At 71.7% G+C, this 26037-nt stretch carries 21 protein-coding genes; 10 read left to right on the forward strand and 11 right to left on the reverse strand.

The genetic code is table 11. The features are described from left to right. The first annotated feature begins 292 nt into the window (after positions 1-292). From OG766_RS18205 to OG766_RS18215, 3 genes are all read left to right on the forward strand, one after another. On the forward strand, positions 293-760 hold the full coding sequence (locus OG766_RS18205) for an SseB family protein (protein WP_266380545.1): 468 nt from the start codon (positions 293-295) through the stop codon (positions 758-760). Positions 761-922: 162 nt separating this feature from the next. After that, complete coding sequence (locus OG766_RS18210; RefSeq protein ID WP_266380548.1) at positions 923-1879, forward strand: pirin family protein; 957 nt, start codon at positions 923-925, stop codon at positions 1877-1879. A 112-nt stretch (positions 1880-1991) separates the two neighbouring features. Beyond that, entirely contained in the window at positions 1992-3104 is a 1113-nt protein-coding gene (locus OG766_RS18215; protein ID WP_266380551.1) for an AI-2E family transporter, read from the forward strand. On the opposite strand, the gene OG766_RS18220 is transcribed toward OG766_RS18215, so the two are convergent. After that, complete coding sequence (locus OG766_RS18220; protein WP_328725774.1) at positions 3023-5230, reverse strand: ATP-binding SpoIIE family protein phosphatase; 2208 nt, start codon at positions 5228-5230, stop codon at positions 3023-3025. The two genes, OG766_RS18215 and OG766_RS18220, sit on opposite strands and share 82 nt — an antisense overlap. Positions 5231-5403: 173 nt before the next feature. Here OG766_RS18220 and aspS point away from each other — a divergent pair, with 173 nt between their 5' ends. Continuing rightward, the gene (gene aspS / locus OG766_RS18225) at positions 5404-7191 is read left to right on the forward strand and encodes an aspartate--tRNA ligase (protein WP_266380559.1); all 1788 of its coding nucleotides are present in this window, start codon (positions 5404-5406) and stop codon (positions 7189-7191) included. 181 nt (positions 7192-7372) lie between these two features. Continuing rightward, a complete protein-coding gene (locus tag OG766_RS18230; protein WP_328725775.1) occupies positions 7373-8134 on the forward strand; it encodes a hypothetical protein in 762 nt (253 codons plus the stop codon). 100 nt (positions 8135-8234) lie between these two features. On the opposite strand, the gene metG is transcribed toward OG766_RS18230, so the two are convergent. Continuing rightward, positions 8235-9863 carry a methionine--tRNA ligase gene (metG, locus tag OG766_RS18235; RefSeq protein WP_266380564.1) on the reverse strand — a complete coding sequence of 543 codons (1629 nt, stop codon included), beginning with the start codon at positions 9861-9863 and terminating at the stop codon, positions 8235-8237. A 114-nt stretch (positions 9864-9977) separates the two neighbouring features. On the opposite strand from metG, the gene OG766_RS18240 reads away from it, so the two are divergent. Together OG766_RS18240 and OG766_RS18245 are read left to right on the forward strand one after the other, a co-directional pair. Further along, positions 9978-10634, forward strand: coding sequence for a response regulator transcription factor (locus OG766_RS18240; RefSeq protein ID WP_266380566.1), 657 nt, complete (start codon positions 9978-9980; stop codon positions 10632-10634). Further along, a complete protein-coding gene (locus OG766_RS18245) occupies positions 10631-11824 on the forward strand; it encodes a sensor histidine kinase (protein WP_328725776.1) in 1194 nt (397 codons plus the stop codon). Before OG766_RS18240 ends, OG766_RS18245 begins: the two co-directional genes overlap by 4 nt. A gap of 22 nt (positions 11825-11846) precedes the next feature. Here the strand turns inward: OG766_RS18245 and OG766_RS18250 are convergent, their stop codons facing one another. After that, positions 11847-13817 carry a VWA domain-containing protein gene (locus tag OG766_RS18250; protein ID WP_328725777.1) on the reverse strand — a complete coding sequence of 657 codons (1971 nt, stop codon included), beginning with the start codon at positions 13815-13817 and terminating at the stop codon, positions 11847-11849. A 312-nt stretch (positions 13818-14129) separates the two neighbouring features. Here OG766_RS18250 and OG766_RS18255 point away from each other — a divergent pair, with 312 nt between their 5' ends. Next, positions 14130-16202 carry a PhoX family protein gene (locus OG766_RS18255; protein WP_328725778.1) on the forward strand — a complete coding sequence of 691 codons (2073 nt, stop codon included), beginning with the start codon at positions 14130-14132 and terminating at the stop codon, positions 16200-16202. Positions 16203-16295: 93 nt separating this feature from the next. On the opposite strand, the gene OG766_RS18260 is transcribed toward OG766_RS18255, so the two are convergent. Both OG766_RS18260 and OG766_RS18265 read right to left on the reverse strand, forming a co-directional pair. Beyond that, on the reverse strand, positions 16296-17258 hold the full coding sequence (locus OG766_RS18260) for a hypothetical protein (RefSeq protein WP_328725779.1): 963 nt from the start codon (positions 17256-17258) through the stop codon (positions 16296-16298). Positions 17259-17279: 21 nt separating this feature from the next. Beyond that, a complete protein-coding gene (locus OG766_RS18265; RefSeq protein WP_266380577.1) occupies positions 17280-18743 on the reverse strand; it encodes an APC family permease in 1464 nt (487 codons plus the stop codon). 121 nt (positions 18744-18864) lie between these two features. Here OG766_RS18265 and OG766_RS18270 point away from each other — a divergent pair, with 121 nt between their 5' ends. Beyond that, positions 18865-19266 carry an RNA-binding S4 domain-containing protein gene (locus OG766_RS18270; RefSeq protein WP_266380580.1) on the forward strand — a complete coding sequence of 134 codons (402 nt, stop codon included), beginning with the start codon at positions 18865-18867 and terminating at the stop codon, positions 19264-19266. 69 nt (positions 19267-19335) lie between these two features. Here the strand turns inward: OG766_RS18270 and OG766_RS18275 are convergent, their stop codons facing one another. The 4 genes from OG766_RS18275 to OG766_RS18290 form a co-directional block, all read right to left on the reverse strand. Further along, positions 19336-21267: an FUSC family protein gene (locus tag OG766_RS18275; protein WP_328725780.1), complete on the reverse strand. Its 1932-nt coding sequence runs from the start codon at positions 21265-21267 to the stop codon at positions 19336-19338. Position 21268: 1 nt separating this feature from the next. Further along, entirely contained in the window at positions 21269-22234 is a 966-nt protein-coding gene (locus tag OG766_RS18280) for an endonuclease/exonuclease/phosphatase family protein (RefSeq protein ID WP_328725781.1), read from the reverse strand. A 141-nt stretch (positions 22235-22375) separates the two neighbouring features. After that, positions 22376-22831, reverse strand: a complete 456-nt coding sequence (locus tag OG766_RS18285; RefSeq protein ID WP_328725782.1) for a hypothetical protein — start codon at positions 22829-22831, stop codon at positions 22376-22378. A 67-nt stretch (positions 22832-22898) separates the two neighbouring features. Beyond that, on the reverse strand, positions 22899-23585 hold the full coding sequence (locus OG766_RS18290; RefSeq protein ID WP_328725783.1) for a TetR/AcrR family transcriptional regulator C-terminal domain-containing protein: 687 nt from the start codon (positions 23583-23585) through the stop codon (positions 22899-22901). 284 nt (positions 23586-23869) lie between these two features. Between OG766_RS18290 and OG766_RS18295 the strand changes: the two genes are divergently transcribed. Further along, on the forward strand, positions 23870-24697 hold the full coding sequence (locus OG766_RS18295; protein WP_266380597.1) for an MBL fold metallo-hydrolase: 828 nt from the start codon (positions 23870-23872) through the stop codon (positions 24695-24697). A 61-nt stretch (positions 24698-24758) separates the two neighbouring features. Here OG766_RS18295 and OG766_RS18300 read toward each other — a convergent pair whose 3' ends face one another. Further along, positions 24759-25190: a DUF7144 family membrane protein gene (locus OG766_RS18300; RefSeq protein WP_266380602.1), complete on the reverse strand. Its 432-nt coding sequence runs from the start codon at positions 25188-25190 to the stop codon at positions 24759-24761. A gap of 37 nt (positions 25191-25227) precedes the next feature. After that, a complete protein-coding gene (locus OG766_RS18305; protein WP_266380606.1) occupies positions 25228-26031 on the reverse strand; it encodes an alpha/beta fold hydrolase in 804 nt (267 codons plus the stop codon). Positions 26032-26037 lie beyond the last annotated feature (6 nt).

Genomic DNA, 26037 nt, shown 5'->3' on the forward strand with positions numbered 1-26037 from the left:
CTCCGTAAGGATCGGGGAGGCAGGGTTCCTCGTACATCTACCAGCAAGTAGCTACGATGATGCTACCCGCCGGTAATAAGAAGCAACCCCTATGGGGCATCTGTGACGCGCCCCGCACATGACGGTGCGTCCGACCCCACGACGGGGCGCCAACCTAGCCGACCCGCCGGGCGCGCTCCAGGGAGTTGACGAGGCGGCGCTCACGCGACGGCGGGTCCGGGCCCGGAAGCCGTGACCGGCGGGTGCGCTCGGGATCGATGGCGCCCCGCTTCACCCAGTAGGCTCAGGGCTCATGTACGGCTACGACCAGAACCCTGGCGCTCAGCAGCACTACGGCGGTCCGCCGCAGCAGCCGATGCCCGGTGCGGGCTACGGTGAGCAGCCGCTGTACCCCGAGCCGTCACCCCCGTCGCTCGCCGACGCGGTGCGGGCCTTCACGACGGGGTCGCTGTCCGCGGAGGACTTCCAGCAGATCTTCGCCACGTCGAAGGTGTACTGCCCGCGGGGCGACAACCCCGGGTTCCTGGCGCTGCACAACACCCAGCAGCCCGTGATCCCGATGTTCAGCTCGCTCAAGGAGCTGCGGCGGTACGCGGGCAAGGAGTCGAAGTACTTCGTGATCACGGGCGCGGAGGTGATCGACCTGCTGCCGACCGGGTACGGCTTCGTCCTCGACATGGAGGGCGAGCACCGGATGGTCTTCGACGCGAAGGCCGTGGAGCAGATGGTCGACTTCGCGATGCGGCGCATGTACGGCTGATCGCGCACCGCGGACGCGGCGGGCAGCGTGCCCGCACGGCGGACCGCGCACCGCAGGCACCTGGCGACAGCGCCCGGGGGGAATTCCTCCCGGGCGTTTCCCGTTACGGGTGGCAGGAAGTTCAGCTTTCAACTAAAGTTGGACGCACAAGGAGGTTCCCCCATGCCTGCAGTGACTGTTGAGAACCCGCTGACCCTGCCGCGCGTCACCGCGCCCGTCGATGCCCAGCCGCGTCCCGTGCTCGCCGTGACCACGGCGCCCACCGGTTTCGAGGGGGAGGGCTTCCCGGTGCGTCGCGCCTTCGCCGGGATCAACTACAAGTACCTCGACCCGTTCATCATGATGGACCAGATGGGCGAGGTGGACTACGCGCCGGGCGAGCCCAAGGGCACGCCCTGGCACCCGCACCGCGGCTTCGAGACGGTCACCTACATCATCGACGGCATCTTCGACCACCAGGACAGCCAGGGCGGCGGCGGCACCATCACCAACGGCGACACTCAGTGGATGACGGCCGGCTCGGGCCTCCTCCACATTGAGGCGCCGCCGGAGTCGCTGGTCATGTCCGGCGGTCTCTTCCACGGCCTCCAGCTGTGGGTGAACCTGCCGGCCAAGGACAAGATGATGGCCCCGCGCTACCAGGACATCCGCGGCGGCAACGTCCAGCTGCTGACCACGCCCGATGGCGGCGCGCTGCTGCGCGTCATCGCCGGTGGGCTGGACGGACATGCCGGTCCCGGCATCACGCACACGCCGATCACGATGATCCACGCGACGGTGGCGCCGGGTGCGGAGGTGACGCTGCCGTGGCGGGAAGACTTCAACGGGCTGGCGTACGTGCTGGCGGGCAAAGGCTCGGTTGGTGCCGAGCGTCGTCCGATCCATCTGGGCCAGACTGCGGTCTTCGGCGACGGCGGTTCGCTGACCGTCCGCGCGGACGAGAAGCAGGACTCCCATACGCCGGACCTGGAGGTCGTCCTCCTCGGCGGGCAGCCGATCCGCGAGCCGATGGCGCACTACGGACCGTTCGTCATGAACACCCGCGAGGAGCTGCAGCGGGCCTTCGAGGACTTCCAGAAGGGGCGGCTGGGGACGGTCCCCGCCGTGCACGGGATGTGACCTGGAGGGCGGCCCGCCCGTGGCCGGGCCGGCCGCCCTTCGCTGACGGTATGTCACCCGTCCGGCCCGGACGGGCAGGACGACCGGGCCCCGGCGTGATCGGCTGGGGCCCGTGCCGCCGACACGGACGACCCTCCTGCCCCGGCCAGTGCAGCGCCTCGCCGCCTGGTGCCTCGTCGCGCTGCTGGTGGCCGGGGTCGGCGGCGTCGGCATCTGGCTGATCAACGTCCTGCGGACGGCCGTCGTCCCCGTGCTCCTGGCACTGCTCGGCACCGCCCTTCTCGGCCCGCTGCACCGGCGGCTCATCATGATGAAGGTGCAGCGCTCCCTCGCCGCCGGGCTGACCTGCGCCGCGGTGGTCGCCGTCGTCGGCGGGGCCGGGTACATCGTGGTCAACGCGCTGATCGAGAGCGGGGACCAGATCATCACCTCGGTGAAGCGGGCCGCGGCGGACCTCGCGAAGCACTTCGGCGCCGTCGGGACCTCGCTGGACGACCTGGCGACCAACTCCAAGGAGCTGCTGAGCAAGTTCGGCGGGACGGCCGCGTCAGGGGTGATCTCCGGGATCGGCCTGGTCGCCGAAGGCATCGCGATCGCCGTGCTCGCCCTGCTGCTGATCTTCTTCTTCCTCCGGGACTCCGACCGCGCGGTGGGCACCCTGCGCGCCCTCGTGCCGCGCTCCACGGGCGACATGGCGGAGGCGATGGGCCGCAGGGCCTTCGGAGCCGTCGAGGGCTTCATGCGCGGGACCACGTTCATCGCCCTGATCGACGCCATCTGCATCACCGTCGGACTGCTGATCCTGCGCGTGCCCGGCGCGGTCGGGCTGGGCGCGCTCGTCTTCGTCTTCGCCTACATCCCGTATCTGGGGGCGTTCATCTCGGGCTCGCTCGCCGTGCTCGTGGCGCTCGCCGACCGGGGGTTCGTGATCGCGCTGTGGGCGCTCGGCGTCGTCCTCGCCGTACAGGTTCTGGAGGGGCACGTCCTGCAACCGATGATCCAGAGCCGCACCGTCCAGATGCACCCGGCGGTCGTGATGCTCACGATCACCGCAGGTGCGGGCATCGCCGGGATCCTCGGGATGCTGCTGGCCGTGCCGCTGACCGCCGCCGCCTTCGGGGTGATCGGCGAGCTGCGGAAGCGTTACGAGGCCGTCGGCGACCCCACCGAAGGACCGGGCGGCACCGGCTCGGCCGGGCCCTGGGCGAGTCCGCCCGGTTCGTAGAGCTCGAACCAGATCGACTTGCCCTCGCCCCTCGGGTCCACGCCCCACAGGTCCGCGAGCATCTCCATCAGCACCAGCCCGCGTCCGGACGACGCCATCTCGCCGGGCCGCCGCCGGTGCGGCAGCTCGTCGCTGGTGTCCGAGACCTCCACCCGCAGCCGGCGGCCGCCGTGCTCGCCCGCCGCCTCCGCCACCATCAGCGCGTCGCCGTCGGTGTGCACGAGCACGTTGGTGACCATCTCGGAGACCATCAGCACCGCCGAATCGATCTGCTCCCCGTCCGCCCAGTCGTGCAGCAGATCGCGCAGCTGCTGCCGTGCGATCGCGATCCGCTCCGGCTCGGCCTGGGCGACGGTGAGGACCGTACGGCGCGGGGCCCGGCGGGCGGGCCTGCCGTGCCGGGAGAGCAGGACGACGGCGATGTCGTCCTCACGCCGGTCCGCGAGCGGCCCGGTCGTGTAGTGCGAGGCGGGACCGTGCACGGCCTGCACCAGGGCGTCGGCGAGCTTCTCCAGCGTGTCGCCGTCGGCCTGGTGCTCCTCCAGCACGGCACGGATGCGCTCCCAGCCGCTGTCCAGGTCGTGGCCGCCGGTCTCCAGCAGCCCGTCCGTGCAGATCATGATCGTCTCGCCGGGTTCCAGCACGATCCGGGTGGTCGGATAGTCGGTGTCCGGATCGATCCCGAGCGGCAGTCCGCCGGCCGTCGGCCGCATGATCACCGTGCCGTCGGCCAGTCTGATCGCGGGGTCGGGATGCCCGGCCCGTGCGATCTCCAGCGTGCCGGTCGCCGGATCGCACTCCAGATACAGACAGGTCGCGAAGCGCGGAGCGCTGTACGTGCCGACATGGTCGCCGTCGTCGAACGCCTCGCTCTCCGTGTAGTCGTGCAGCCCCGTCAGAAAGCGGGAGGCGCGGGACAGCACGGCGTCGGGGCGGTGCCCCTCGGCGGCGTACGCGCGCAGGGCGATCCGCAGCTGTCCCATCAGCCCGGCCGCCCGTACGTCATGGCCCTGGACGTCGCCGATGACCAGCGCGAACCGGCCGCCCCCATGGCCCGTGGCGTGGGCGGGGCCCCCGGGCAGCGGGATGATGTCGTACCAGTCGCCGCCGACCTGGAGACCACCGCCGGTCGGCACGTACCGCGCGGCCACCGACATGCCCGGGATGCCCGGCCCCAGCGTCGGCATCATCGAGCGCTGGATGCCGCGCGACAGCTCCCGCTCGCTCTCCGCGACACCGGCGCGGGCGAGCGCCTGCGCCAGCATCCGCGCCACGGTCGTCAGCACGGACCGCTCGTCGGGGGTGAAGGCGACGGGATGGCTGAAGGCCGCCATCCAGGTGCCCATCGTGCGGCCCGCGACGATCAGCGGGAGGAAGGCCCAGGAGTGCCGGCCGAAGCCCCTGACGAGCGGCCAGATCGTGGGGTACCGGCGCTGGTACTCGTCCGGGTTCGGGATGTACAGGGCCCGGCCGTTGCGGATGACCTCGGCGGCCGGGTACTCGGTGTCCAGCGGCATGTCGGCGAGCGGGCCCGCGTCGGTCGGGTCGTACCCGTGGTGGCCGAGGACCTTCAGCCGGTCCGCCGTGACGCCGAAGACGGCGAGACCGTCGGGGGAGAAGCCCGGCATGGACAGCGAAGCCGCCACCCGCAGCACCTCGGCGGTGGACCGGGCCTCGGCCAGCGCACGGCCCGCGTCCAGCAGGAAGGCCTCGCGGGAACGGCGCCAGTCGCCGGTGACGGGGGTGCGGGCGCTCGTACCGGGCTGCGGCTCCGCGACCTCCTGGATCGTGCCGATCAGGTAGTGGCTCTCCCCTTCGGCGAGGACAGGCTTGGAGCGGCTGCGTACGGTGCGCCGCACACGCCCCTCCTCGTCCACGATCCGCAGCCGGAACTCGGCGAGGGTCCCTTCGGCCACGGCGAGCCCGATGATGCCGTCGACCTCGTTCCAGTCGACCGGGTGGAAACGGGAACGCACGGCGGCCTGGGTGACGGTGCCGCCGTCGCGAGGAAGCCCGGACAGGCCGAGCAGCCGGGCCGCCTCGGCGTCGAGGGTGACGGTCCCGGAGGCGTTGTCCCAGCGCCACAGGCCGGTCGCGATCGCGGCCAGGACGTCCTCGGTGCGCATTTTCCTACTGTATTCGGGTTGCTCCCGGCTTCACCCGCTGGGTCCCGCGGCCGGACCTGCGGCCGGCGGGGGCCCGGAAGCCGCGCCCTGATACAGGAAAGGGGATCATGAGCCGGACGGTAACCTGGGTGGGTCTGCCCACATCCCCCATCGCGAAGACTGGATGAACGACGATGCATCGGTACAGGTCCCACACCTGCGGCGAGCTCCGCGCCTCTGACGTCGGCACCGACGTCCGGCTGAGCGGCTGGCTGCACAATCGCCGAGACCTGGGCGGCATCCTCTTCATCGATCTGCGCGACCACTACGGTCTGGTCCAGCTCGTCGCCCGTCCCGGCACCCCGGCCAACGAGGCCCTGAGCCATCTCTCCAAGGAGTCCGTCGTCCGCGTCGACGGCAAGGTCTCCGCCCGTGGCGCGGACAACGTCAACCCGGACCTGCCGACCGGCGAGGTCGAGATCGAGGTCACCCAGGTCGAGGTGCTCGGCGCCTCCGCCCAGGTCCCCTTCACGATCAACACGGACGACGGCGTCAACGAGGAGCGGCGACTGGAGTACCGCTTCCTGGACCTGCGCCGCGAGCGCATGCACCGCAACATCATGCTGCGCACCGCCGTCATCTCCGCCATCCGGCACAAGATGACCGCGCTCGGCTTCAACGAGATGGCCACCCCGATCCTCACCGCGACCTCCCCCGAGGGCGCCCGTGACTTCCTGGTGCCGTCCCGGCTGAACCCCGGCAAGTTCTACGCCCTGCCGCAGGCCCCGCAGCAGTTCAAGCAACTGCTGATGATCGCGGGCTTCGACCGCTACTTCCAGATCGCGCCCTGCTTCCGCGACGAGGACGCCCGCGCGGACCGCTCGCCCGGCGAGTTCTACCAGCTCGACGTGGAGATGAGCTTCGTCGAGCAGGAGGACGTCTTCCAGCCGATCGAGAAGCTGATGACGGAGCTCTTCGAGGAGTTCGGCGGCGGCCGCCACGTCACCTCCCCGTTCCCGCGGATCCCGTTCCGCGAGTCGATGCTGAAGTACGGCAACGACAAGCCCGACCTGCGCGCCCAGCTCGAGCTGGTCGACATCACCGACGTCTTCGAGGGCTCGGAGTTCAAGGCGTTCGCGGGCAAGCACGTCCGCGCCCTGCCGGTGCCGGCCGTCCAGGACCAGCCGCGGAAGTTCTTCGACCAGCTCGGCGAGTACGCGATCGAGCAGGGCGCCAAGGGCCTGGCCTGGGTCCGTGTCGGCGACGACGGCGCGCTGTCCGGCCCGATCGCCAAGTTCCTCACCGAGGAGAACGTCAAGGTCCTCACCGAGCGCCTCGGCCTCAAGGCCGGTCACGCGGTGTTCTTCGGCGCCGGCGAGTTCGACGAGGTCTCCAAGATCATGGGCGCCGTGCGGGTCGAGGCGGCACGCCGCGCGGGCCACTTCGAGGAGAACGTCTTCCGGTTCTGCTGGATCGTCGACTTCCCGATGTACGAGAAGGACCCGGAGACCGGAAAGCTCGACTTCTCGCACAACCCCTTCTCCATGCCCCAGGGCGGCCTGGAGGCCCTGGAGACCCAGGACCCGCTGGACGTCCTCGGCTGGCAGTACGACATCGTCTGCAACGGCGTCGAGCTGTCCTCCGGCGCCATCCGGAACCACGAGCCCGACATCATGTTCAAGGCCTTCGAGATCGCGGGCTACGACCGTGAGACCGTCGAGCGCGAGTTCGCCGGCATGCTCCGCGCCTTCCAGTACGGCGCCCCGCCGCACGGCGGCATCGCCCCCGGCGTCGACCGCATCGTGATGCTCCTGGCCGACGAGCCCAACATCCGCGAGACGATCGCCTTCCCGCTGAACCAGAACGCGCAGGACCTGCTGATGGGCGCGCCCGCGGAGGTCGAGGATGCCCGTCTGAAGGAGCTCCACATCGCCCTGTACAAGGGCCCGGCCAAGCCGACGCCGTACAAGCCCACCAAGTGAGGCGATGAGGCCGGCCCCCCGAGGGGCGGCACGGCCGACAGGTCATGAGGAAGGGCCCGGAACCCTCAGGTTCCGGGCCCTTCCGCGTTGTTTTCGTGCTCCTTCCGAGTCTTTCGCGGCGACGCGCCGACGACGAGCGGCAGCAACGGGAAGCACCAGCACCATGACAGGACCACGCGGAGTGCTCAGCACCCTACTGATCAGAGCAGCGCTGCCCCTGCTGGCCGCCGGACTGCTGCTCGGGGGCTGCGCGAAGCCCTCGTCGCCGCCGCCCCCGGCCGGGGGCCCCAGCCACGCGGCCGACAACGCCGCCGCCCGGCCCGGCCCGCCCGCGGCGCAGCGGGCACATCCCGGCGAGATTCCCGCGCTTGGAACCAGGACCAGGGCGCTCGTTCCCGACGGCACCGACCAGGCCCTCGTCGTGACCGGCCGGGCCACGTACTCCAGCGACTCGACGGCCACGATGTACGAACGCGATCCCGTGCGGGGCTGGATGGCGGTCGCCGGGCCCTGGAAGGCGCGCAACGCCCTGAAGGGCTGGACCGACGAGCACTGGGCCGGGGACAAGCGCTCCCCGATCGGCGTCTTCGGGCTCACCGACGCGGGCGGCCGGCTGCCCAACCCGGGCACGAAGCTGCCGTACCACCAGTCCGAGGAGTTCCTCGCCACCGGCAGGGGCTTCCGGGGCGAGACGCTCGCCGGCTCCTTCGACTACGTCATCGCGATCAACTACAACCGCGCGTCGGGGCTGTCCCCGCTCGACGAGCAGCGCCCGATGGGCTGGGACCGGGGCGGCGGTGTCTGGATCCACGTCGACCACGACGGGCCCACCCAGGCGTGTGTGTCGCTGGGACCGGACCACATGCGGGAGCTGCTGCGCCGGCTGGACCCGGCGAAGCGGCCGGTGATCGTGATGGGGGACGGTGAGTCGCTGGCGCGCTGAGACTGTCGCGCCGAAACGGGTGAAGGGCCCGGGGAACCGTGCCGGTTCCCCGGGCCCTTCGGACGCCGGGCTGCGGTGTCGGGCTCAGTGTGCGGGTGCGTCAGGCCTTCTTGGGGTCCTCCAGGCGCGGGAAGAGCACCGCGCCCTTCGTCACCGTCGAGCCGGCCGGCAGCCCGCCCCAGGCCGCCGCGTCCTGGACGCGCTGGTCCGCGAGGGCGCCGACGGACGCCTCCGCGCCGAGCGAGTCCCACAGCTTCTGCGAGGTGTCCGGCATGACCGGGTTCAGCAGGACGGCCACGGCCCGCAGCGACTCGGCCGCCGTGTACAGGATGGTCGCGAGGCGGGCCCTGCCCTGCTCGGACTCGTCCTTGGCGACCTTCCACGGCTCCTGCTCCGTGATGTAGCCGTTGACCTGCTTGACGAAGTCGAAGATCGCCAGGATGCCGCCCTGGAAGTCCAGCTCCTCGCCGATCTTCCGGTCGGCCTCGGCCACGGCCTTCGCCAGGCCCTGGTGGATCTTCTTCTCGGCCTCGCCGTTCGCCGTCGCCTCCGGCAGCGCCCCGTCGAAGTACTTGCCGACCATCGCGGCGACCCGGGACGCCAGGTTGCCGTAGTCGTTGGCGAGTTCGCTCGTGTAGCGGGCGGTGAAGTCCTCCCAGGAGAACGAACCGTCCTGGCCGAACGCGATCGCGCGCAGGAAGTACCAGCGGTAGGCGTCCACGCCGAAGTGCGAGGTCAGGTCCTGCGGCTTGATGCCCGTCAGGTTCGACTTCGACATCTTCTCGCCGCCGACCATCAGCCAGCCGTTGGCGGCGATCTTCCCCGGCACCGGCAGGCCCTGCGCCATCAGCATCGCCGGCCAGATGATCGCGTGGAAGCGGAGGATGTCCTTGCCGACGAGGTGCACGTCGGCCGGGAAGGTCTCCTCGAACTTCGCCGGGTTCTCGTTGTAGCCGACCGCCGTCGCGTAGTTCAGCAGGGCGTCGACCCACACGTAGATGACGTGCTTCTCGTCCCACGGGATCGGGATGCCCCAGTCGAACGTCGACCGCGAGATCGACAGGTCCTGCAGGCCCTGCTTCACGAAGTTCACGACCTCGTTGCGGGCGGACTCGGGCTGGATGAAGCCGGGGTTCGACGCGTAGAACTCGAGCAGCTTCGGACCGTACTCGCTGAGCTTGAAGAAGTAGTTCTCCTCCTTGAGGATCTCCACCGGCTTCTTGTGCACGGGGCACAGCTTCTGCCCGGCGTAGTCACCCTCGCCGTCCAGCAGCTCGCCGGGCAGCTTGTACTCCTCGCAGCCCACGCAGTACGGGCCTTCGTACCCGCCCTTGTAGATCTCGCCCTTGTCGTACAGGTCCTGCACGAACTCCTGGACGCGGTCGGTGTGCCGGCGCTCCGTCGTGCGGATGAAGTCGTCGTTCGCGATCTCCAGGTGCTCCCAGAGGGGCTTCCAGGCCTCCTCCACGAGCTTGTCGCACCACTCCTGCGGGCTGACGCCGTTCGCCTCTGCGGTGCGCATGATCTTCTGACCGTGCTCGTCCGTGCCGGTGAGGTACCACACCTTCTCGCCGCGCTGACGGTGCCAGCGCGTGAGCACGTCGCCTGCGACGGTCGTGTAGGCGTGGCCCAGGTGAGGAGCGTCGTTGACGTAGTAGATGGGGGTCGATACGTAAAAGGCCTTCACGCCTTCGCTCGCCCCCTGCTTCTCGGATCCAGTGGCCGCCATGGTCGAAATCCTAACGGCCGCCGGAAGATCGACTCACACGCATGAACCCGGGCCACCGGATCGGGGCATCCGGCGGAGACGCTGCGGAAACATCGTGTCCGGTAGGAAGAGGGCATGAGGGTACTGGTCGCGGAGGACGAGGAAGTGCTGGCGGAGCTGGTCGCCACCGGGCTGCGGCGGGCCGGTTTCGCCGTCGACACCGTGCACAGCGGCGACGCGGCCCTCGCGTACCTCGGGCTGCACGACTACGACGTCGTCGTCCTCGACCGCGATCTGCCGCGGATGCACGGGGACGACGTCGCGCGCGAGCTGATCACCTCGGCCTCGCGGACGCGCATCCTGATGCTGACGGCGGCCGCGTCGATGGAGGACCGGGTGGAGGGGCTCGACCTGGGCGCCGACGACTATCTGACCAAGCCCTTCGAGTTCCCCGAGCTGGTCTCGCGCGTACGGGCGCTGCGGCGGCGCACGGCCAGGCCCCCGCTGCCGCCGCTGCTGGAGCGGCACGGGATACGGCTCGACACGGTGCGGCGGACGGCGCAGCGGGACGGCCGGGACCTGGAGCTCTCCCCGAAGGAGTTCTCGGTCCTGCAGATCCTGCTGGAGGCGGACGGGGCGACGGTGTCCGCGGAGGAGCTGCTGGAGCGGGCGTGGGACGCGCACGCCGATCCGTTCACGGGGGCGGTACGGGTGTGCATGAGCAAGCTGCGCGGGAAGCTCGGGGAGCCGCCGCTGATCCGGACCGTGCAGGGTGTGGGGTACGTGCTGTGAGCCGCTCGCGCGGGCCGGGTGCGCTCGGGCCGGGCCCGCTGGGGCCCGGTTCCACCATCCGTACCCGCATCGCGCTCGTGTTCGGCGGGGTCTTCCTGGTCCTCGGGGCCTGCCTGCTCGGCATCGTGAACCTGCTGTCGCGGGCCGGCACGCGCGGCGAGGCGGCGGCGATCGCCCTGCGCGAGACGACCCTCCTGGAGCCCGGCACCGTCCACCAGGTGACCGAGACCGTCTCGGACGCGGCCTCGGAGCAGGTGCTCATCTGGTCGGCGTTCGCGCTGCTGGGGACGGCGGTGTGCGCGGTGGTCGTGGGGTGGTGGACGGCGGGCCGGGTGCTGCGTCCGGTGCACGAGATGACCGCGAAGGCGCGACGGCTCTCGGAGCACACGCTGGACCGGAGGATCGCCGTGCGCGGCCCGGACGACGAGCTGAAGGAGCTCGGCGACACGATCGACGCGCTGCTGGCGCGACTCGAGAAGGCGTTCGACAGCCAGCGGCGGTTCATCGCGAACGCGTCCCACGAGCTGCGGACGCCGCTGGCGACGCAGCGGGCGGCGATCCAGGTGGGCCTGGACGACTCGGGCGTGAAGCAGGTCCTGCTCGACACCAACCGCCGCAGTGAGCGGCTGATCGACGGTCTGCTGCTGCTGGCGCGCAGTGAGCGGGGCCTGGAGGAGAGGGACGACGTCGACCTCGGGGAGGTCGTCGAGGAGGAGTGCGAGCGGTACGGGGTCTTCGCGGAGGTCTCGCGGGGTGTCGTCGTCCGGGGGAACCGGCTGCTGCTGGGGCAGTTGGTGCGGAACCTGGTGGCGAACGCGGTGACGTACAACGTGCCGGACGGGGTGGTGGAGGTGTCCGTGGACGTCTCGGCCGGCGGGGGGCTGCTGACCGTCACGAACACCGGGCCGGTGGTGGCCGCCTCGGACGTCCCCGGGCTCTTCGAGCCGTTCCGGCGCGGGGAGGGGCGGGACCGGATGGGGCCGGGGGCCGGGCTGGGCCTCTCCATCGTGCGGTCGATCGCCGTGGCGCACGGGGGGACGGTGGAGGCGGAGCCGAGGTCGGTGACGGAGGCGGAGACGGAGACGGAGACGGAGGCGGGGCCGGGGCCGAAGAAGGGGCCGGGGCCGGAGGGCGGGCTGGTGGTGCGGGTGTTGCTGCCGGTGCCCTCCGGCCGGGCTTCGTCGTCCTAGCTGCCGCGGACAGCCTCGGCGGTCAGCCGTTGCGGCTGCTCAGCCACTTCGGGAAGGCGCCGAGCAGACCTTCGTACAGCTCCTCGTCGGTGAGCTCACGGGGGTCGGGGCCCGCGTGGAAGAACGCGGCGTTGGCCACGCTCTCGTCGGTGTGGAGCTTGCGAAGGAAGTCGAAGCCCTTGGCGTCGTACTCGCCGAACGCCACGAACTGCCAGAAGATCGGCTTCCCGGCCGCGTCCGCGAGGGCCTGCTTGGCCGGCTGCTTGGCGTCGGGCGGGCCGTCCGTCTGGAACACGACGAGGGCGGGCACGTCGTCGCCGGACTTCTCGTAGTGCTCGACGATCTCCTCGACGGCCCGGTGGTAGCTGGTCCGTCCCATGTGGCCGAGCCCCGAGTGCAGCTCGTCCACGTGGCCCTCGTAGCCGGCGAGGGTCAGCTCACCGGTGCCGTCGATGTCCGTCGAGAAGAACACGACCTGCACGGCCGCGGCCTCGTCGAGGTGGGCGGCGAGCGCGAGCGTCTGCTCGCCGAGCTGCTGGGCGCTGCCGTCCTTGTAGTACGGCCGCATCGAACCGGAGCGGTCCAGCACCAGGTAGACCCTGGCCCGCGCCCCGAGCCCGTCGGCGGCCTCGAGCGCGGCACCGGCCGCCTTGTACGCCCCGACGAGCCCGGCGGCTCGGGCCCGCACCCGAGCGAGCGACATCGCGGACTTGCCGGCCGCCGCCGGCTCCGAGGCGTCGGCCACCTCGTCGGCGACCTCGGCGACGGCGGCGGGCTCTGCGGCTGCCGGTTCTGCGGCTACGGGTTCTGCCGCGACGACGTCCTCGGCGGTGTCGGCGGCGGGCTCGTCGGCCACGCCCGACGTCTCGTCGGACTCGGCCTGTGCGGCTACGGGTTCTGCCGCCTCGGCCTGCTCGGCGTCAGCCGGGACCTCGGCCGGCTGAGCGGCGGCCTTCGGCGTCTCCTCCGCGACGGGCTCCGCGACGGGCTCGGCAGCGTCCTCCGGGGGAGCAACAGCGGTGGCGGCCTCGGCCTCGACCGCTTCGTTCTCAGCGGCTTCGGTGCTCGTCGGCTCCGCCTGTGCGGCGGTGTCCGTGGCGGCGGGCTCGGTCTCGGAGGGCTCCGGGGCGGTGTCAACCGACGCGTCGGCGGCCGGGTCGGCCGGCTGCTCCTCCGCGGCCAGGGTCTCCGTGGCCTCGGTGGCGGCCTCGGCAGCCTCCGGAGCGGTCTCGACCGCTTCGTTCTCAGCGGCTTCGGTGCTCGTCGGCTCCGCCTGTGCGGCGGTGTCCGTGGCGGCGGGCTCGGTCTCGGAGGGCTCCGGGGCGGTGTCAACCGACGCGTCGGCGGCCGGGTCGGCCGGCTGCTCCTCCGCGGCCGGGGCCTCCGTGGCCTCGGTGGCGGCCTCGGCAGCCTCCGGAGCGGTCTCGACCGCTTCGTCCTCAGCGGCTTCGGTGCTCGTCGGCTCCGCCTGTGCGGCGGTCTCCGTGGCGGCGGCCTCGGCCTCGGCAGCTTCCGGAGCGGTCTCGACCGCTTCGTCCTCAGCGGCTTCGGTGCTCGTCGGCTCCGCCTGTGCGGCGGCGTCCGTGGCGGCGGGCTCGGCGGCGGCCTCGGCCTCGGCAGCTTCCGGAGCGGTCTCGACCGCTTCGTCCTCAGCGGCTTCGGCGCTGGTCGGCTCCGCCTGTGCGGCGGCGTCCGTGGCGGCGGGCTCGGCGGCGGGCTCGGTCTCGGAGGCCTCGGGGGTGGTCTCAACCGCCGCGTCGGCGGCCGGGTTGGCCGGCTGCTCCTCCGCGGCCGGAACCGACGCGGACGGTGACGGCGTCCGCGCCGGCGGAATCGTGGGGCGCTGGGGCGGGTTGTCGAAGGCCGCGGCCACCAGATCGGCCGCGTGGTCCTGGGAGGAGGGGGCCTCTGCCTGGGGCGGGACGGAGGTGGTGGAGGCGGGTTTCGTCGTCGTGGCCGGTGAGGACGACTCCGTACGCTCGCGTCCAAACACCTTTCGCAGCAAGCTCCGAATGCCCATGGGCGAGGCCTTTCGCGTGAATTGGGTGCGATCATTGTCCGGCATTGTCCGTTCCAGGTGCGGCAACGCCGCAGCCCCGGCCAGCGCGGACACGTAAGGTTAGCGGCCGCCCGTTGTGTACCGCCGCAACCCCCTCCCGCGTCAAGACCGCCCCGGTCGCTCCGCATTCATTCCGTGTTCACTTCGTCGCTGCCGCGTTGCACATGTGTGCCCCTACCGTCACGGCCGGAGATATTCCGACACGATGTCGGCGCAGGGTGCGCCGAAGGGGGAGATGGGGACGAAGTGCGCAAACTGCTGCCACTCCTGAGCTCTAACCACGCGGGCGGCCGGTCCGCTCTCACCTGCCGCTACCGGTGTGGTGACGCCTGCTTCCACGAAGTGCCGAACACCAGCGACAACGAGTACGCGGGCGACATCATCGCCGGTGCGCTGTCCCGCCGTTCGATGATGCGCACCGCCGCGGTCGTGACCGTCGCCACCGCCGCCGGCGGCGCCGTCCTCACGCAGAACGCCCCGTCCGCCCAGGCCGCCGCCGTGCCCGCCACCGACGGCATAAGCCACGGCGGCCACGGAGGCAGCGGTTCCGCCGACGGCGCCCGCGGTCTGCGCTTCACCCCCGTCGCCCCCAACACCGCCGACCAGGTGACCGTTCCCGCCGGCTACGCCCAGAACGTGGTCATCCGCTGGGGCGAGCCCATCCTCCGTGGCGCGCCCGCCTTCAACGCCGACAAGCAGACGGCCGCGGCGCAGGCGGGCCAGTTCGGCTACAACAACGACTTCCTCAGCCTGCTCCCGCTGCGCGAGCACGGCCGTCAGGTCCTCGTGGCCAACCACGAGTACACGGACGAAGTCCTGATGTTCAAGGGCTACGATGCCGCCAACCCGACCCGCGAGCAGGTCGAGATCGCCTGGGCCGCGCACGGGCTGTCCGTCGTCGTCGTCCAGGAGGAGCGCAGGAGCGGCAAGCTCACGCCGGTCAGCCGCCACTACCTCAACCGCCGTCTGACGGCGACGAGCGTGTTCCGGCTCACGGGTCCCGCCGCGGGCAGCGATCTGCTCAAGACGTCCGCCGACCCGACCGGCACCAAGGTCCTCGGCACGCTCAACAACTGCGCCGGCGGCACCACCCCGTGGGGCACCACGCTCCACGGCGAGGAGAACTTCAACCAGTACTTCGCCAACGGCACCAGCGCCACCGACAAGCGCTACGGCCTCGGCACCGGCGCCACCGAGCGCAAGTGGGAGCGTTTCGACAAGCGTTTCGACGCCGCCCAGGAGCCCAACGAGTCGCACCGCTTCGGCTGGGTCGTCGAGCTCGACCCGTACGACCCGGACTCCACGCCCCGCAAGCGCACCGCGCTGGGCCGCTTCAAGCACGAGGCCGCGCAGCCGCGCCTCACGCGTGACGGCCGTCCGGTCGTCTACATGGGTGACGACGAGCGCTTCGACTACTTCTACAAGTTCGTCTCGTCGAAGCGGATGAAGAAGGGCAACAGCCGCTCCGTCCGCGAGCACAACCTCACCCTGCTCGACGAGGGCACGCTGTACGTCGCGAAGCTCACCGGCGACTCCCCGGCCGCCGAGATCGACGGCACCGGCAAGCTCCCGAACGACGGCGAGTTCGACGGCAGCGGCGTGTGGATCCCGCTGGCGACCGGCGATGTCTCGCACGTCGAGGGCATGACCGCCGAGGAGGTGTACGTCTTCACCCGCCTCGCCGGTGACAAGGTCGGCGCCACCAAGATGGACCGTCCCGAGGACGTCGAGCCGAGCCCCCGCACCGGCCGGGTCTACGTCGCGCTGACGAACAACACCGACCGCGGCAAGGCCGGCAAGGCCGGCGCGGACGAGGCCAACCCGCGCAACCTCAACAAGCACGGCCAGATCCTGGAGCTCGCCGAGCACTGGGACGACCCGTCGGCCGACGGCTTCGCCTGGCGGCTGTTCCTGGTCGCCGGTGACCCGGAGGACCCGGCCACCTACTTCGCCGGGTACCCGAAGGAGACGGTCAGCCCCATCTCCTGCCCGGACAACGTGGCCTTCGACCCGCACGGCAACCTGTGGATCTCCACCGACGGTGCCCAGCTGGGCTCCCACGACGGTCTGTTCGGTGTCGCCACGCTGGGCGAGCGCCGCGGTGAGCTGAAGCAGTTCCTCACCGTCCCGAAGGGTGCCGAGACCTGTGGCCCGATCATCCAGGACCGCCGGGTGATCGTGGCCGTGCAGCACCCGGGCGAGATCGACGGCGCGACCGTCGAGAAGCCCGCGTCGGTGTGGCCCGACGGGCCGGGCAAGATCGTTCGCCCGTCGGTCGTCGCCGTCTACCGCAAGGACGGCCGCGACATCGGCGTCTGACTCCGGTGACCCCTGTGGGCCCGGCAGCTCCCGCCGGGCCCACGGGGAGGGGGCCCTTCAGGCACTTCCGTGCCGGCTTCGGGCACTTCGGCGTCAGCCCTGCTCCGTCGCCGAGCGGAAGCGGACGAACTGCTCGGCCGGGTCTCCCGTGTACGACCACGGCACCCGCGCCGCCCTCGTCCCCAGCATCATGAACAGCCTGCGCGCCACTTCCATCTCCCCGGCGTAACAGGCCGCGTGCGTCAGATAGTTGAGTTCGGCGACCTCCTCCGGGAGGACCGGGCCGTTCTCCCGCCCGCCGATCCACCGCTCCCAGGTGCGCCGCACCTCGGTCACCGCCAGCTCGTGCTTCCAGTGCTGGCCGAAGTCGCGGACCGGGGCACGGCCCCGGGCGCCCTCCGCGACGTACCGGAACTCCTCGACCCGTGCGATCTGCACGAGCACCGGCAGCGGCGATCCCGGCGGTGCCGCGCCCGCCGCGTCCCGCGCGACGTCGTACATCGAGCCGTGCGTGCCGTGCCAGCGCGCCGACCAGTAGCGCAGCAGCTGCACGTGGCCCTCGATGTTGTCCGCGTCGCGACGCCGCAACTCGTCCCACCAGGTCCGCAGTTGGCGCCGACCGACGCCGCCCTCGTACAGCCGGGCCACGGTCAGCAGCGACACCCACGGCATCGGGTCGGCCGGTGCCGCCTCGGCCGCGCCGAGGCAGGCCATCACCGCCACGTCGATGCGTCCGCGGTCCATGGCCGACCCGCGGCCCTGCGCGATGGCGTGGTCGAAGACCCGGACCACCTCGGTCGCGGCCCGCAGCACGGCCGCGTCGGGGCTGGCCGGTTCGGCCGCCCGCCAGGCCTCGACCGCCGAGGAACCCGCCGCGGCGTGCGAGAGCTGGCGTACCCGGTGCGTGCGGCGCGGCCAGTCCTGGCCGGTGGTGTGCAGCAGATCCCGTACGCCCTGCCAGCGGCCGATCACGATGTCGTGGCGGGCCTCCGTGAGCGCACGGTCACCCAGGTCCGGATCGAAGACCGGCTCGAAGCGGCGGCGAGCAGCAGCCATGTCCCTGCCTGCTTTCTGCCGTCAGAAGTCCGTGGCCATGGCGTCGCGCGGGCCCGGCGCGGCACCGGCGTAGGGCACCTCCGCCTCGATCGACCGGGCCGCGTCCAGTTTCGCCGGCCGGTAGTACGTACTCCCCTGCCGCCAGTACCAGAGCATCGGCACCACACCGACGACCAGCCCGCCGAGGCCGATCGCGATCGAGGCCGTGCTCAGCTCCCCCAGCGACTCGAAGAAGATCCAGAACATGAAGGCCGAGCCGAGCAGCGGCCACGCCCCGCCGAGCAGGAAGTTCTTCACGGACGTCAGCAGCATCCGGCGGTACGCGGCGACCGCGGCGAGGCCCGCGAGCCCGTAGTAGACCGCGATCTGCAGCGAGATCGCGCTGACCGCGTCGGACAGGATGTCGCCGACCGTGCCGAGCGCGGTCGCGGCGACGAACATCACCAGCGCGACCACGCCGACCACGCCGATCGCCACCCAGGGCGTGTTCCAGCGGGGGTGCACCGAGCCGAGCGCGGCAGGCATCGTACGGTCGCGGCCCATCGCGAACAGCGAGCGCGTGACCTGGATGAGCGTGGTCTCCAGGGTGGCGACCGTCGACAGCAGCACCGCGATGATCAGCAGCTTTCCGCCGACGCCCGGCCAGATCTCGTCACCGAGCACACCGAGGACGTTTCCGCTGCCCGCCTTGATCTGCTCCGAGGTGAGGATGACGTTGACCGCGACCGTGAACGCCACGAAGAGGAGGAGGACCACGCCGACGCCGACGAGGGCGGCGAGTCCGGCGGTCCTGCGGCTGTTGCGGGTCTCCTCGCTGAGGTTGCTCGTGACGTCCCAGCCCCAGTAGTAGAACGCGGCGATCAGCGCACCCGAGGCGAATCCGGACGCCCCGTCGAAGTGGGAGAAGCCCAGCCAGGACCAGTCGAAGGAGATCGCGGAGCCCTTGTGCAGCAGGGCGGCGAGCAGGAAGAGCAGCAGGAGCAGGATCTCGACCCCGGACATGAGCAGCTGGGCCCGTACGGTCAGCCGGGCGCCGCCGAGGACCACCAGCAGCATCACCAGGAACCAGCAGGCGCCGACGGCCGTGGCGAGCGCGGTGTTGCCGGCGAGGCCCGGGTCGAAGAGGGCGAGGGTCATCGCGCCGGCCGGAAGCGAGCCCGCCACCATGAAGATCGTCGCGGAGACGACCAGCGCCCAGCCGGAGATGAAGCCCAGGAACGGGTGGAGGGTCCGGCCCACCCAGGAGTAGCTGGCTCCCGCGTTGACGTCGATCCGGCCGAGACGGCTGAAGGCCAGGACGATGCCGAGCATGGGTATCGCGCAGTACAGCAGTGCGGCGGGGGCGGCCAGGCCGACGGCCCCGACCAGGACGGCGGTGGTCGCCGCGAGCGAGTACGCGGGGGCGCTCCCGGCGACCGCCATCACGATGGTGTCGAACGTACCGAGGACGTTGGGCTGGAGCCCTCTGCCGGAGTTGCTGCTCATCGAATGTCCTTGTGTGGCAGGGCATGTGGCGATGGATCAGAGTCGTCGGCCGCGCTGAAGGGGTTGTTCCGCAACGGGAGACGGAAGCGCATCGTAGTCGTCCCCCCGTACTCTCGTCGGTATGGCGGATGAAGCAGGGACCCCGGGGGGCACGGAAGGGACCGTACGGGTCGACAGCTGGATCTGGTCCGTGCGGCTCACCAAGACACGCTCCCAGGCGGCGGCGGCCTGCCGCGCCGGTCATGTCCGGGTGAACGGCGAGCGCGTCAAGCCCGCGCACGCGCTGAAGGCGGGGGACCAGGTGCGGCTCTTCCACGCGGGCCGCGAGCGGATCGTCACCGTCTCCCGCATCATCCGCAAACGGGTCGGCGCCCCGGCGGCGGTCCAGTGCTACGTGGACAACTCGCCGCCGCCTCCGCCGCGCGAGCTCACGGCCCCCATGGGCGTCCGCGACCGCGGCACCGGCCGCCCGACGAAGCGCGAGCGCAGGGACCTGGACCGCCTCCACGGCCGCGACGCGTGACCGACGCGGCGCGTGACCGCAGCGGCGCAGGTCGGGGCGGGGCCAGTCGGTCAGGGCCGGGCGAGGCGGTCAGGGCCGGGGTGAGGCGATCGCGCGGGCCGCTGTGACCTCCTGGCGCAGGGGTTCGACGACGCTCTCGTCGTCGCCCTTCAGATCCGCGCGCACCTCGACGAGCTCCTCGCTGGAACGGATCCCGTCCGCGAGCGCCCGCAGCTCGCCCACCACCGCCGTGACCTCGGCCGCCGCCGGCGGCGGCGCCCCGTGGTCCACCCGCACCCTCGCCGCGGTCGTCGCGTCCGCGATCCGCTCGACCGCGACGACGAGCGGCCACCACGCGGCCGCCCGCGTCCCCGTCGGGGGCGGCTCGGTCAGCGCCCGCTGGAACTCCGACCGCACCGCCGACAGGTCCCGGTACAGCCGCCGCCGGGACCGCACCCGCTCGACCTGGTCGCCGTCCCGGCCGAAGGCCAGCTCCACATACCGCGCCGCCGCGTCGACGGTGTCCGCGAGCCGGTCGCCGATGCGGGTGTGCCAGCTCTCCGGCCAGAGCAGATAGCCCACGATCAGCGCGATCGCGCAGCCGATGAGACTGTCCACCAGACGCGGTCTGATCAGGCCGATGCCCTGGCGGTTCAGCAGGTCGGAGAGCAGCAGGATCACCGGTGTGATCGCCGCGGTCTGGAACGCGTACCCCTTCGCCGTGAACGCCGGGATCAGTGCCGCCAGCACCATCATCACCGGCACGTCCCACCAGCCGCGGGGCACCTCCGCCAGCACGGCCGCCGCCACCACCAGCCCCGCCGCCGTGCCCAGCCCGCGTGCCACGGCCCGGGAGAAGACCGACCCGAAGTCCGGTTTGAGGACGAAGGTGACGGTGAGCGCGATCCAGTAGGAGCGGTCCACCACGACCAGCGAGACCAGCGCCTGGGCGATGCCGATGCAGAGCGCGAGCCGCAGCCCGTACCGCCACGACGCCTCGGAGAGCAGCGCGCTGCGGGCCGTGCGGCGGATCCGGATGCGCAGCGCGGCGGGGCGGCCGAGGCGGTCGTCCACGTTGTACGGATCGGGGTCGGTCTCCTGGACGACGGTCGCCGCGTGCCGCAGGGCGTCGTCGACGGCACGCTCGGTCGGGGTGGCGGGCCGCGGCAGGTCCGGACAGGGCAGGTCGGTCCTGCCCTGCTCGACCGCGTCCGCCAGCGCCCGCACCACCGCGGGGATCGCCTCGGGCAGGGGTCTGCCGCGCTGATGGGCGGCCGGGGCGGCCTCGACGACCGGGATGACGGCGTTGAGCTGGGCCAGCAGCCGTACGAGGGTCGGATTCCGGCCGTGGTCGCGGGTGCGGCGGGCGAGAACGAGGTCGTAGGAGGTGTTGAGGGACTGGGTGACGTCCTGGCGGCGCTCGTCGTAGGCGTCACTGCCGGCCGCGGCCAGCAGATCCGCGACCGCCCGGTAGGCGCCGGCGACCGCCGCCCGCTCGGGCACCCCGCCGCGCAGCGGCCAGCCGAGGAGGGCGAGGGCGAGGACGACCATGCCGCCGAGGCCGAGCAGCAGCGGGGCCTTCCACCAGGGGCTGGGCAGCGGGAGGCCCGCCCCGACCACCGCGTTGAGCAGGAGCAGCAGTCCGGACACGGAGGCGACCGCGCCGATCGACGAGATCATGCCGGAGACGAGCGCGACGAGGGTGAGCACGCCGACCGCGAGCCACCCCTCGCCGTACACGAGCGTGCCGAGCGTGACGCCGATCGCGCCGAAGAGCTGCGGTACGGCGATGTTGAAGATCCGCATCCGGTAGGCGTCGGCGGTGTCGCCGATGACCCCGGACAGTGCGCCCATCGACACCAGTGCCCCGTACGCGGGCCGGTCCATGGCGAAGCCCACGGCCAGCGGTGCCGACATCGCGACGCAGGCGCGGGCGACGGCGGCCCAGTTGACCGGGGCGGTCTGCGGGCGCAGCCCGGACACCAGCCAGGGCGGTGGGGCCAGCCGTGATCGTTCCCTCATGTCACCCCCCGTGCAGTGCGAGGCCGACGAGCAGTGCGCGGTGGTCGGTGCCGGAGAGGTCGAGGAACCGGGCATCGCGTACGTCGAAATCATCGCTCACCAGCACATGGTCGATCTGTGTGCCGAGCGGTGCGGGTGTGGTGGCCGGCCAGGACGGGGTCCGGAACGCGCCGCCGAGCCGGGCGCTGTCGTACAGGCCGCCGGAGTCGAGGACGTCGCGGAAGGCGGCGTGGTCCTGACCGGCGTTGAAGTCGCCCGCGAGGATCGTCGGTGTCCCCCGGCCCGTCGCCGCGTAGGCCCGCACGCGGCGGAGATCCTCGCGCCAGGAGCCGAGCCCGCCGGGGACGGGCGGCAGGGGATGCGCGAGCTGCAGCCGGACCGTGCGCCCGCCGATCCTCGCCTCGGCGCCCGGCATGGCGAGGATGCCCGGGATTCCGGCGGTGTCGCTGAGCGGGTGGGCGGAGAGGATCGCGGACCCGGCGGCGAGATCGCCCTCGACGACGTTGCGGTAGGGGTAGTCGGCGCGCGGGATCGCGGCGTCGAGCGCGGCGGCGCAGGCGCGGTCGCACTCCTGGACGAAGACGAGGTCCGGCTTCTCGCGCCGGACGGCGGCGATCAGACCGGGCGTGGCCCGACCGAACTCGACGTTGGCGGTGAGCACTTCCAGCCGGGCGACGACCGGGCCGCGCGGCGGGCCGGGCTCCGGTCCGTACGGCTGGACGTACCAGCCGGTCGCGGCGAGCACGACGAGCGCCCACGCGATGAGCACGTGCCGCCGGGCGAACAGGGCGAGACCGAGGCCGAGCCCGGCGGGCACCAGCAGCCACGGCAGGAAAGCGAGCAGCTGCGGCACGGGCGTGCATCCGTCGACACCGGCGATCCGGCATCCGACGACCACGGACACCGCGCCGAGCATCAGCCCACCGGCCCACGCGGCGACGCGCCGCCATCCCGTTCCAGGCCCCATGCCAAGCCAACGCCCCAGCCGCCGGAAGAGTTCGTCGGGCCGTGCCCGCTTCCCCCGGTCGCACCGGCCGGCCCCGGTCACCGGGCGGGGGCCGGAGCTCGTCCGTGCGTCCGGCGGTGGGGACGGCCGGCGCCGGTGCCGTCAGTGCCGTACCGCTTTCCCGATGTCCGCCGCCGGAGTGCCCGTGAGGCTCCTGTTGCTGCGGGCCGTCGCCGACTTCGTGCCGCCCGCCGGGACGCCGTCGATGGAGACGACGGTCGCGTCGAGCAGATTCCCGTCGCTGTCCTTCCAGTTCACCAGGACCGTGTAGTCCGTGGCCTCCCCGGTCGGGTTCGTCGCCGTGATCTCCGAGGTGACGCGGTCGCCGTCCGGCGTCGTGGGTCCAGCCTTGACGTCCGTCGCGGCGTTGAGGCCGCCCTTGACCTTGGCCATCTCGGACGCCGCCGCGGCCGTCGCGGACTCGATGGCCGCGCCCGCCTTGGACGCCGCGGACTTGGGTGTCTCGTCAGTGTCGGAACAGCCGGTCATCCCCGCCGTGACCACCACCGCGGTCACGGCGGCCATGACGGCGTTGCGTATGCCATGGCCTGGTCTCATACGCCCAGACTGCGGTACCGCCATCCGTTCGGCCACTCGGCCGGTGGCACAGCGGGCCGGGCCCGGTTCAGTCCTGTCCCACCGGGGCGAGTTCCCGCAGCGCCGTGATCAGCAGTTCCACTCCGAAGGCGAACTCGGCCTCGTGGTCGTTCACCGCGAGGATCGGCGCGACCTTCGCCACCGCGGGGAAGCCGGAGGCCGCGAAGTACGCGCTGCGGACGCTCTCCCGCTCCGCCCCGTCCTTGTCGTCGCCGACGGGTCCCGACGTGCTGTGGAACTGCCGCAGCAGCGTGCCGACCTGGAAGGAGATGAACAGCCGCAGCGCGTGCACCGCGGTCTCCTCGTCGAAGCCGTGGTCGAGCATCATGGCGATCATCGTGTCCACGGGCGCGAGCGCCGTCGGTGTGGACAGCTGGCGCATGAGGACCAGTTCGCAGGCGCGCGGGTGGCGCAGCGACGCCTGCCGGAAGCCGTACGCGATGGAGCGGATGCCGTCCTCCCAGCTGCCCGTCATCCGCTGCGGCATGTGCATGTCCGTGGTGATGAACTCCGTGACCCCGTCGAGGATGTCGTCCTTGCTCCGCACATGGTTGTAGAGCGACATCGCCTGGACGCCGAGCCGGGCAGCGATCCGCCGCATGGACAGGGCGTCCATGCCTTCCTCGTCGATGATCACGAGTGCCGCGCCGACGATCCGGTCCCGGCTCAAGGGCTCCCGGGGGCCGGGGACTTCGGGTCTCGATCGCTGCGCCATGGACAACGGCTCCTCTTTCGGGTGGCTACGCGCGGTAACGCTTGACGACTTACAGCGTAAGTGCTTCGCTCCTGTCTCGTACTTACGGTGTAAGTGGCGCAACTGCTGTGGAGGCAGGGCGAGATGTCGGACGGATCGGCCGCGCACGACGGGGCCGTCCGCACGAGCGCCTTTCAGGACCGGAGCCACGAGCAACCGGTTCGCCGAGCACAACAGCACGGCCACCATCCTCTCCCAGCCCGGCCGTCTCGCGCCGGGTATCCCCCTGTGAGCAGGAGGCACAGATGTCTGTGCGCACGACCCCGACCCGCCAGCGACGCTCCGCCTTCACCATCCATCACCTCGACTGCGCGCCCATGCGCCCCCTGGGCGCCGAACCGCTCGTCGCCCACTGCATGCTGATCGCGACCGGCAGCGGTCTCGTCCTCGTCGACACCGGCATCGGCGCCGCCGAGGTCTCCGACCCCCGGCGCCTCGGCGCGCTCTTCCGCCACACGATGCGGCCGGTGCTCGATCTGTCCCGTACGGCGGTGCACCAGGTCCGGGCACTGGGTTACGACCCGTACGACGTACGGGACATCGTCATGACCCATCTCGACCTGGATCGCGCGGGCGGCCTCGCCGACTTCCCGCACGCACGCGTCCATGTGATGGCCGACGAGTACCGGGCCGCGATGCGCCGCGACACGCGCCTGGAGGCGAACCGCTATCTGCCCGCCCAGTGGGCGCACGGCGTCGACTGGGTCGTCCATGACGCCGCCGACTCGCACTGGCTGGGCTTCCCCGCGTCCCGGGTGCTGCGGTCCCCCGACATCATGCTGGTGCCGCTGCCCGGCCACACCCGGGGGCACAGCGCGGTCGCCGTCCAGGAGCCGGACCGCTGGCTGCTGCACGCGGGCGACGCGTACTTCTTCCACGGCGAGACCGATCTCCGCCGCCCGCGCTGCCCCCGCGCGCTCGCGCTCCACCAGCGGCTCGTCGCCGACGACCACGAACAGCGGCTGGGTCAGCTGGAGCGGCTGATGGAGCTGCGCCGCGCCCATCCGCGGCTGGTCAGGATCTTCTCGTCGCACGACGCGCACGAGTTCGACCTGCTGGCGGGCGGCGACTGACGGCGGGCGGCGCCGGCCGTCGGCCGTTGATCGCGGCCGACGGCGATCCGGTGCCGGACGCTCAGGCCGTGGTGCGGGACTCGGTGGTGATCAGTGCCCAGATGATGAACACCGAGATCGCCATCGAGAAGATCGCCCACACCGGCTGGTACGGCAGGAACAGGAACTGGACGATGATGTTGAGCGACGCCAGGGCGACACCCGTATACCGTGCCCATTCCATGTTCTTCAGGATTCCCCAGCCGGTGATCCCCACGAGGATCCCGAGGATCAGATGGACCCAGCCCCAGGCGGTCAGGTCCCAGGAGAAGACGTAGTTGCCGACCCTGGTGTAGACCTCGTCCTCGGCGATGCCGGCGATGCCCTCGAAGATGCTGATGATGCCGGTGACCATCATCAGGACGCCGGCGAAGAGCGTGCCGCCCGCCGCCCAGCCGGTGTGGGTGTTCGGGCCGGCACTCCGGGGTGCACTCGGTGCAGTGTTCTGGCTCATGGCGCCAGCATGGTTCAGACGGCGTATATCGGATATTTCAGTTGAGCCGTTCGAGGTACGCCCGCAGTGCCGCGTTGAACTCCTCGGGCCGCTCCAGGTTCGGCATATGGGCGGCCCCCTCGATGACGCGGAGCGTCGAGTCAGGGAGGGCCGCGTGCATCGCCTCGGCGTCCGCCACCGGGGTGTACGCGTCGTCCCGGCCCACGACCACCAGCGCCGGCACCGCGACCCCGGTGAGCAACGCGCGGTAGTCGGGCCGCTCGGCCCGCCCGCGCAGCGCGGCCGCCGCGCCCTCCGGCGGCGCCGCGAGCATCATCCGGTGGACGGTCTCCGAGGCCGCGGTGTTGTACGGGGCGACCATCCGGTCCCGTACCTCGTCCGCGTATCCGCGCATCCCCTCCGCGAGCAACCGGTCCGCCATGGCGTTGCGCCGCGCCCTGCCCTCGTCGGTCTCGGCGGCGGGGAAGGTGTCGGCGAGCACCAGTCCGGCGATCCGTTCCGGGAAGAGGCGGTAGCACTCCATCGCGATCTGGCCGCCCATGGAGAGGCCGCCGAGGACGAAGCGCCGGATGCCGAGGTGGTCGAGCAGCGCGGCCAGATCGGTGGCGAAGTCGCCGAGCAGGGTGACGCCGGGGACGACGGACGAGGTGCCGTAGCCGCGCAGGTCGGGAGTGACGACCCGGTGCGTGGCGGAGAAGGCCGCGAGCTGCGGCGCCCACATGGTGCGGTCGAAGGGGTGGCCGTGGACGAGGACCAGGGCGGGACCGGAACCCTTGTCCTCGTAGCCGACGACCAGGGGTTCGTGACCGGTGGCCGGGGCGTCGATGAGTGCGGAGGGCATGGTCAC

This window comes from Streptomyces sp. NBC_00259, from assembly GCF_036181745.1.
Taxonomy (GTDB): Bacteria; Actinomycetota; Actinomycetes; order Streptomycetales; family Streptomycetaceae; genus Streptomyces; species Streptomyces pratisoli.

Coding starts and splice junctions, on each gene's coding strand:
- OG766_RS18205 (WP_266380545.1), top strand. CDS start 293: ATGTACGGCTACGACCAGAACCCTGGCGCTCAGCAGCACTACGGCGGT.
- OG766_RS18210 (WP_266380548.1), top strand. CDS start 923: ATGCCTGCAGTGACTGTTGAGAACCCGCTGACCCTGCCGCGCGTCACC.
- OG766_RS18220 (WP_328725774.1), bottom strand. CDS start 5,230: ATGCGCACCGAGGACGTCCTGGCCGCGATCGCGACCGGCCTGTGGCGC.
- aspS (WP_266380559.1), top strand. CDS start 5,404: ATGCATCGGTACAGGTCCCACACCTGCGGCGAGCTCCGCGCCTCTGAC.
- metG (WP_266380564.1), bottom strand. CDS start 9,863: ATGGCGGCCACTGGATCCGAGAAGCAGGGGGCGAGCGAAGGCGTGAAG.
- OG766_RS18240 (WP_266380566.1), top strand. CDS start 9,978: ATGAGGGTACTGGTCGCGGAGGACGAGGAAGTGCTGGCGGAGCTGGTC.
- OG766_RS18260 (WP_328725779.1), bottom strand. CDS start 17,258: ATGGCTGCTGCTCGCCGCCGCTTCGAGCCGGTCTTCGATCCGGACCTG.
- OG766_RS18265 (WP_266380577.1), bottom strand. CDS start 18,743: ATGAGCAGCAACTCCGGCAGAGGGCTCCAGCCCAACGTCCTCGGTACG.
- OG766_RS18270 (WP_266380580.1), top strand. CDS start 18,865: ATGGCGGATGAAGCAGGGACCCCGGGGGGCACGGAAGGGACCGTACGG.
- OG766_RS18275 (WP_328725780.1), bottom strand. CDS start 21,267: ATGAGGGAACGATCACGGCTGGCCCCACCGCCCTGGCTGGTGTCCGGG.
- OG766_RS18280 (WP_328725781.1), bottom strand. CDS start 22,234: ATGGGGCCTGGAACGGGATGGCGGCGCGTCGCCGCGTGGGCCGGTGGG.
- OG766_RS18285 (WP_328725782.1), bottom strand. CDS start 22,831: ATGAGACCAGGCCATGGCATACGCAACGCCGTCATGGCCGCCGTGACC.
- OG766_RS18290 (WP_328725783.1), bottom strand. CDS start 23,585: ATGGCGCAGCGATCGAGACCCGAAGTCCCCGGCCCCCGGGAGCCCTTG.
- OG766_RS18295 (WP_266380597.1), top strand. CDS start 23,870: ATGTCTGTGCGCACGACCCCGACCCGCCAGCGACGCTCCGCCTTCACC.
- OG766_RS18300 (WP_266380602.1), bottom strand. CDS start 25,190: ATGAGCCAGAACACTGCACCGAGTGCACCCCGGAGTGCCGGCCCGAAC.
- OG766_RS18305 (WP_266380606.1), bottom strand. CDS start 26,031: ATGCCCTCCGCACTCATCGACGCCCCGGCCACCGGTCACGAACCCCTG.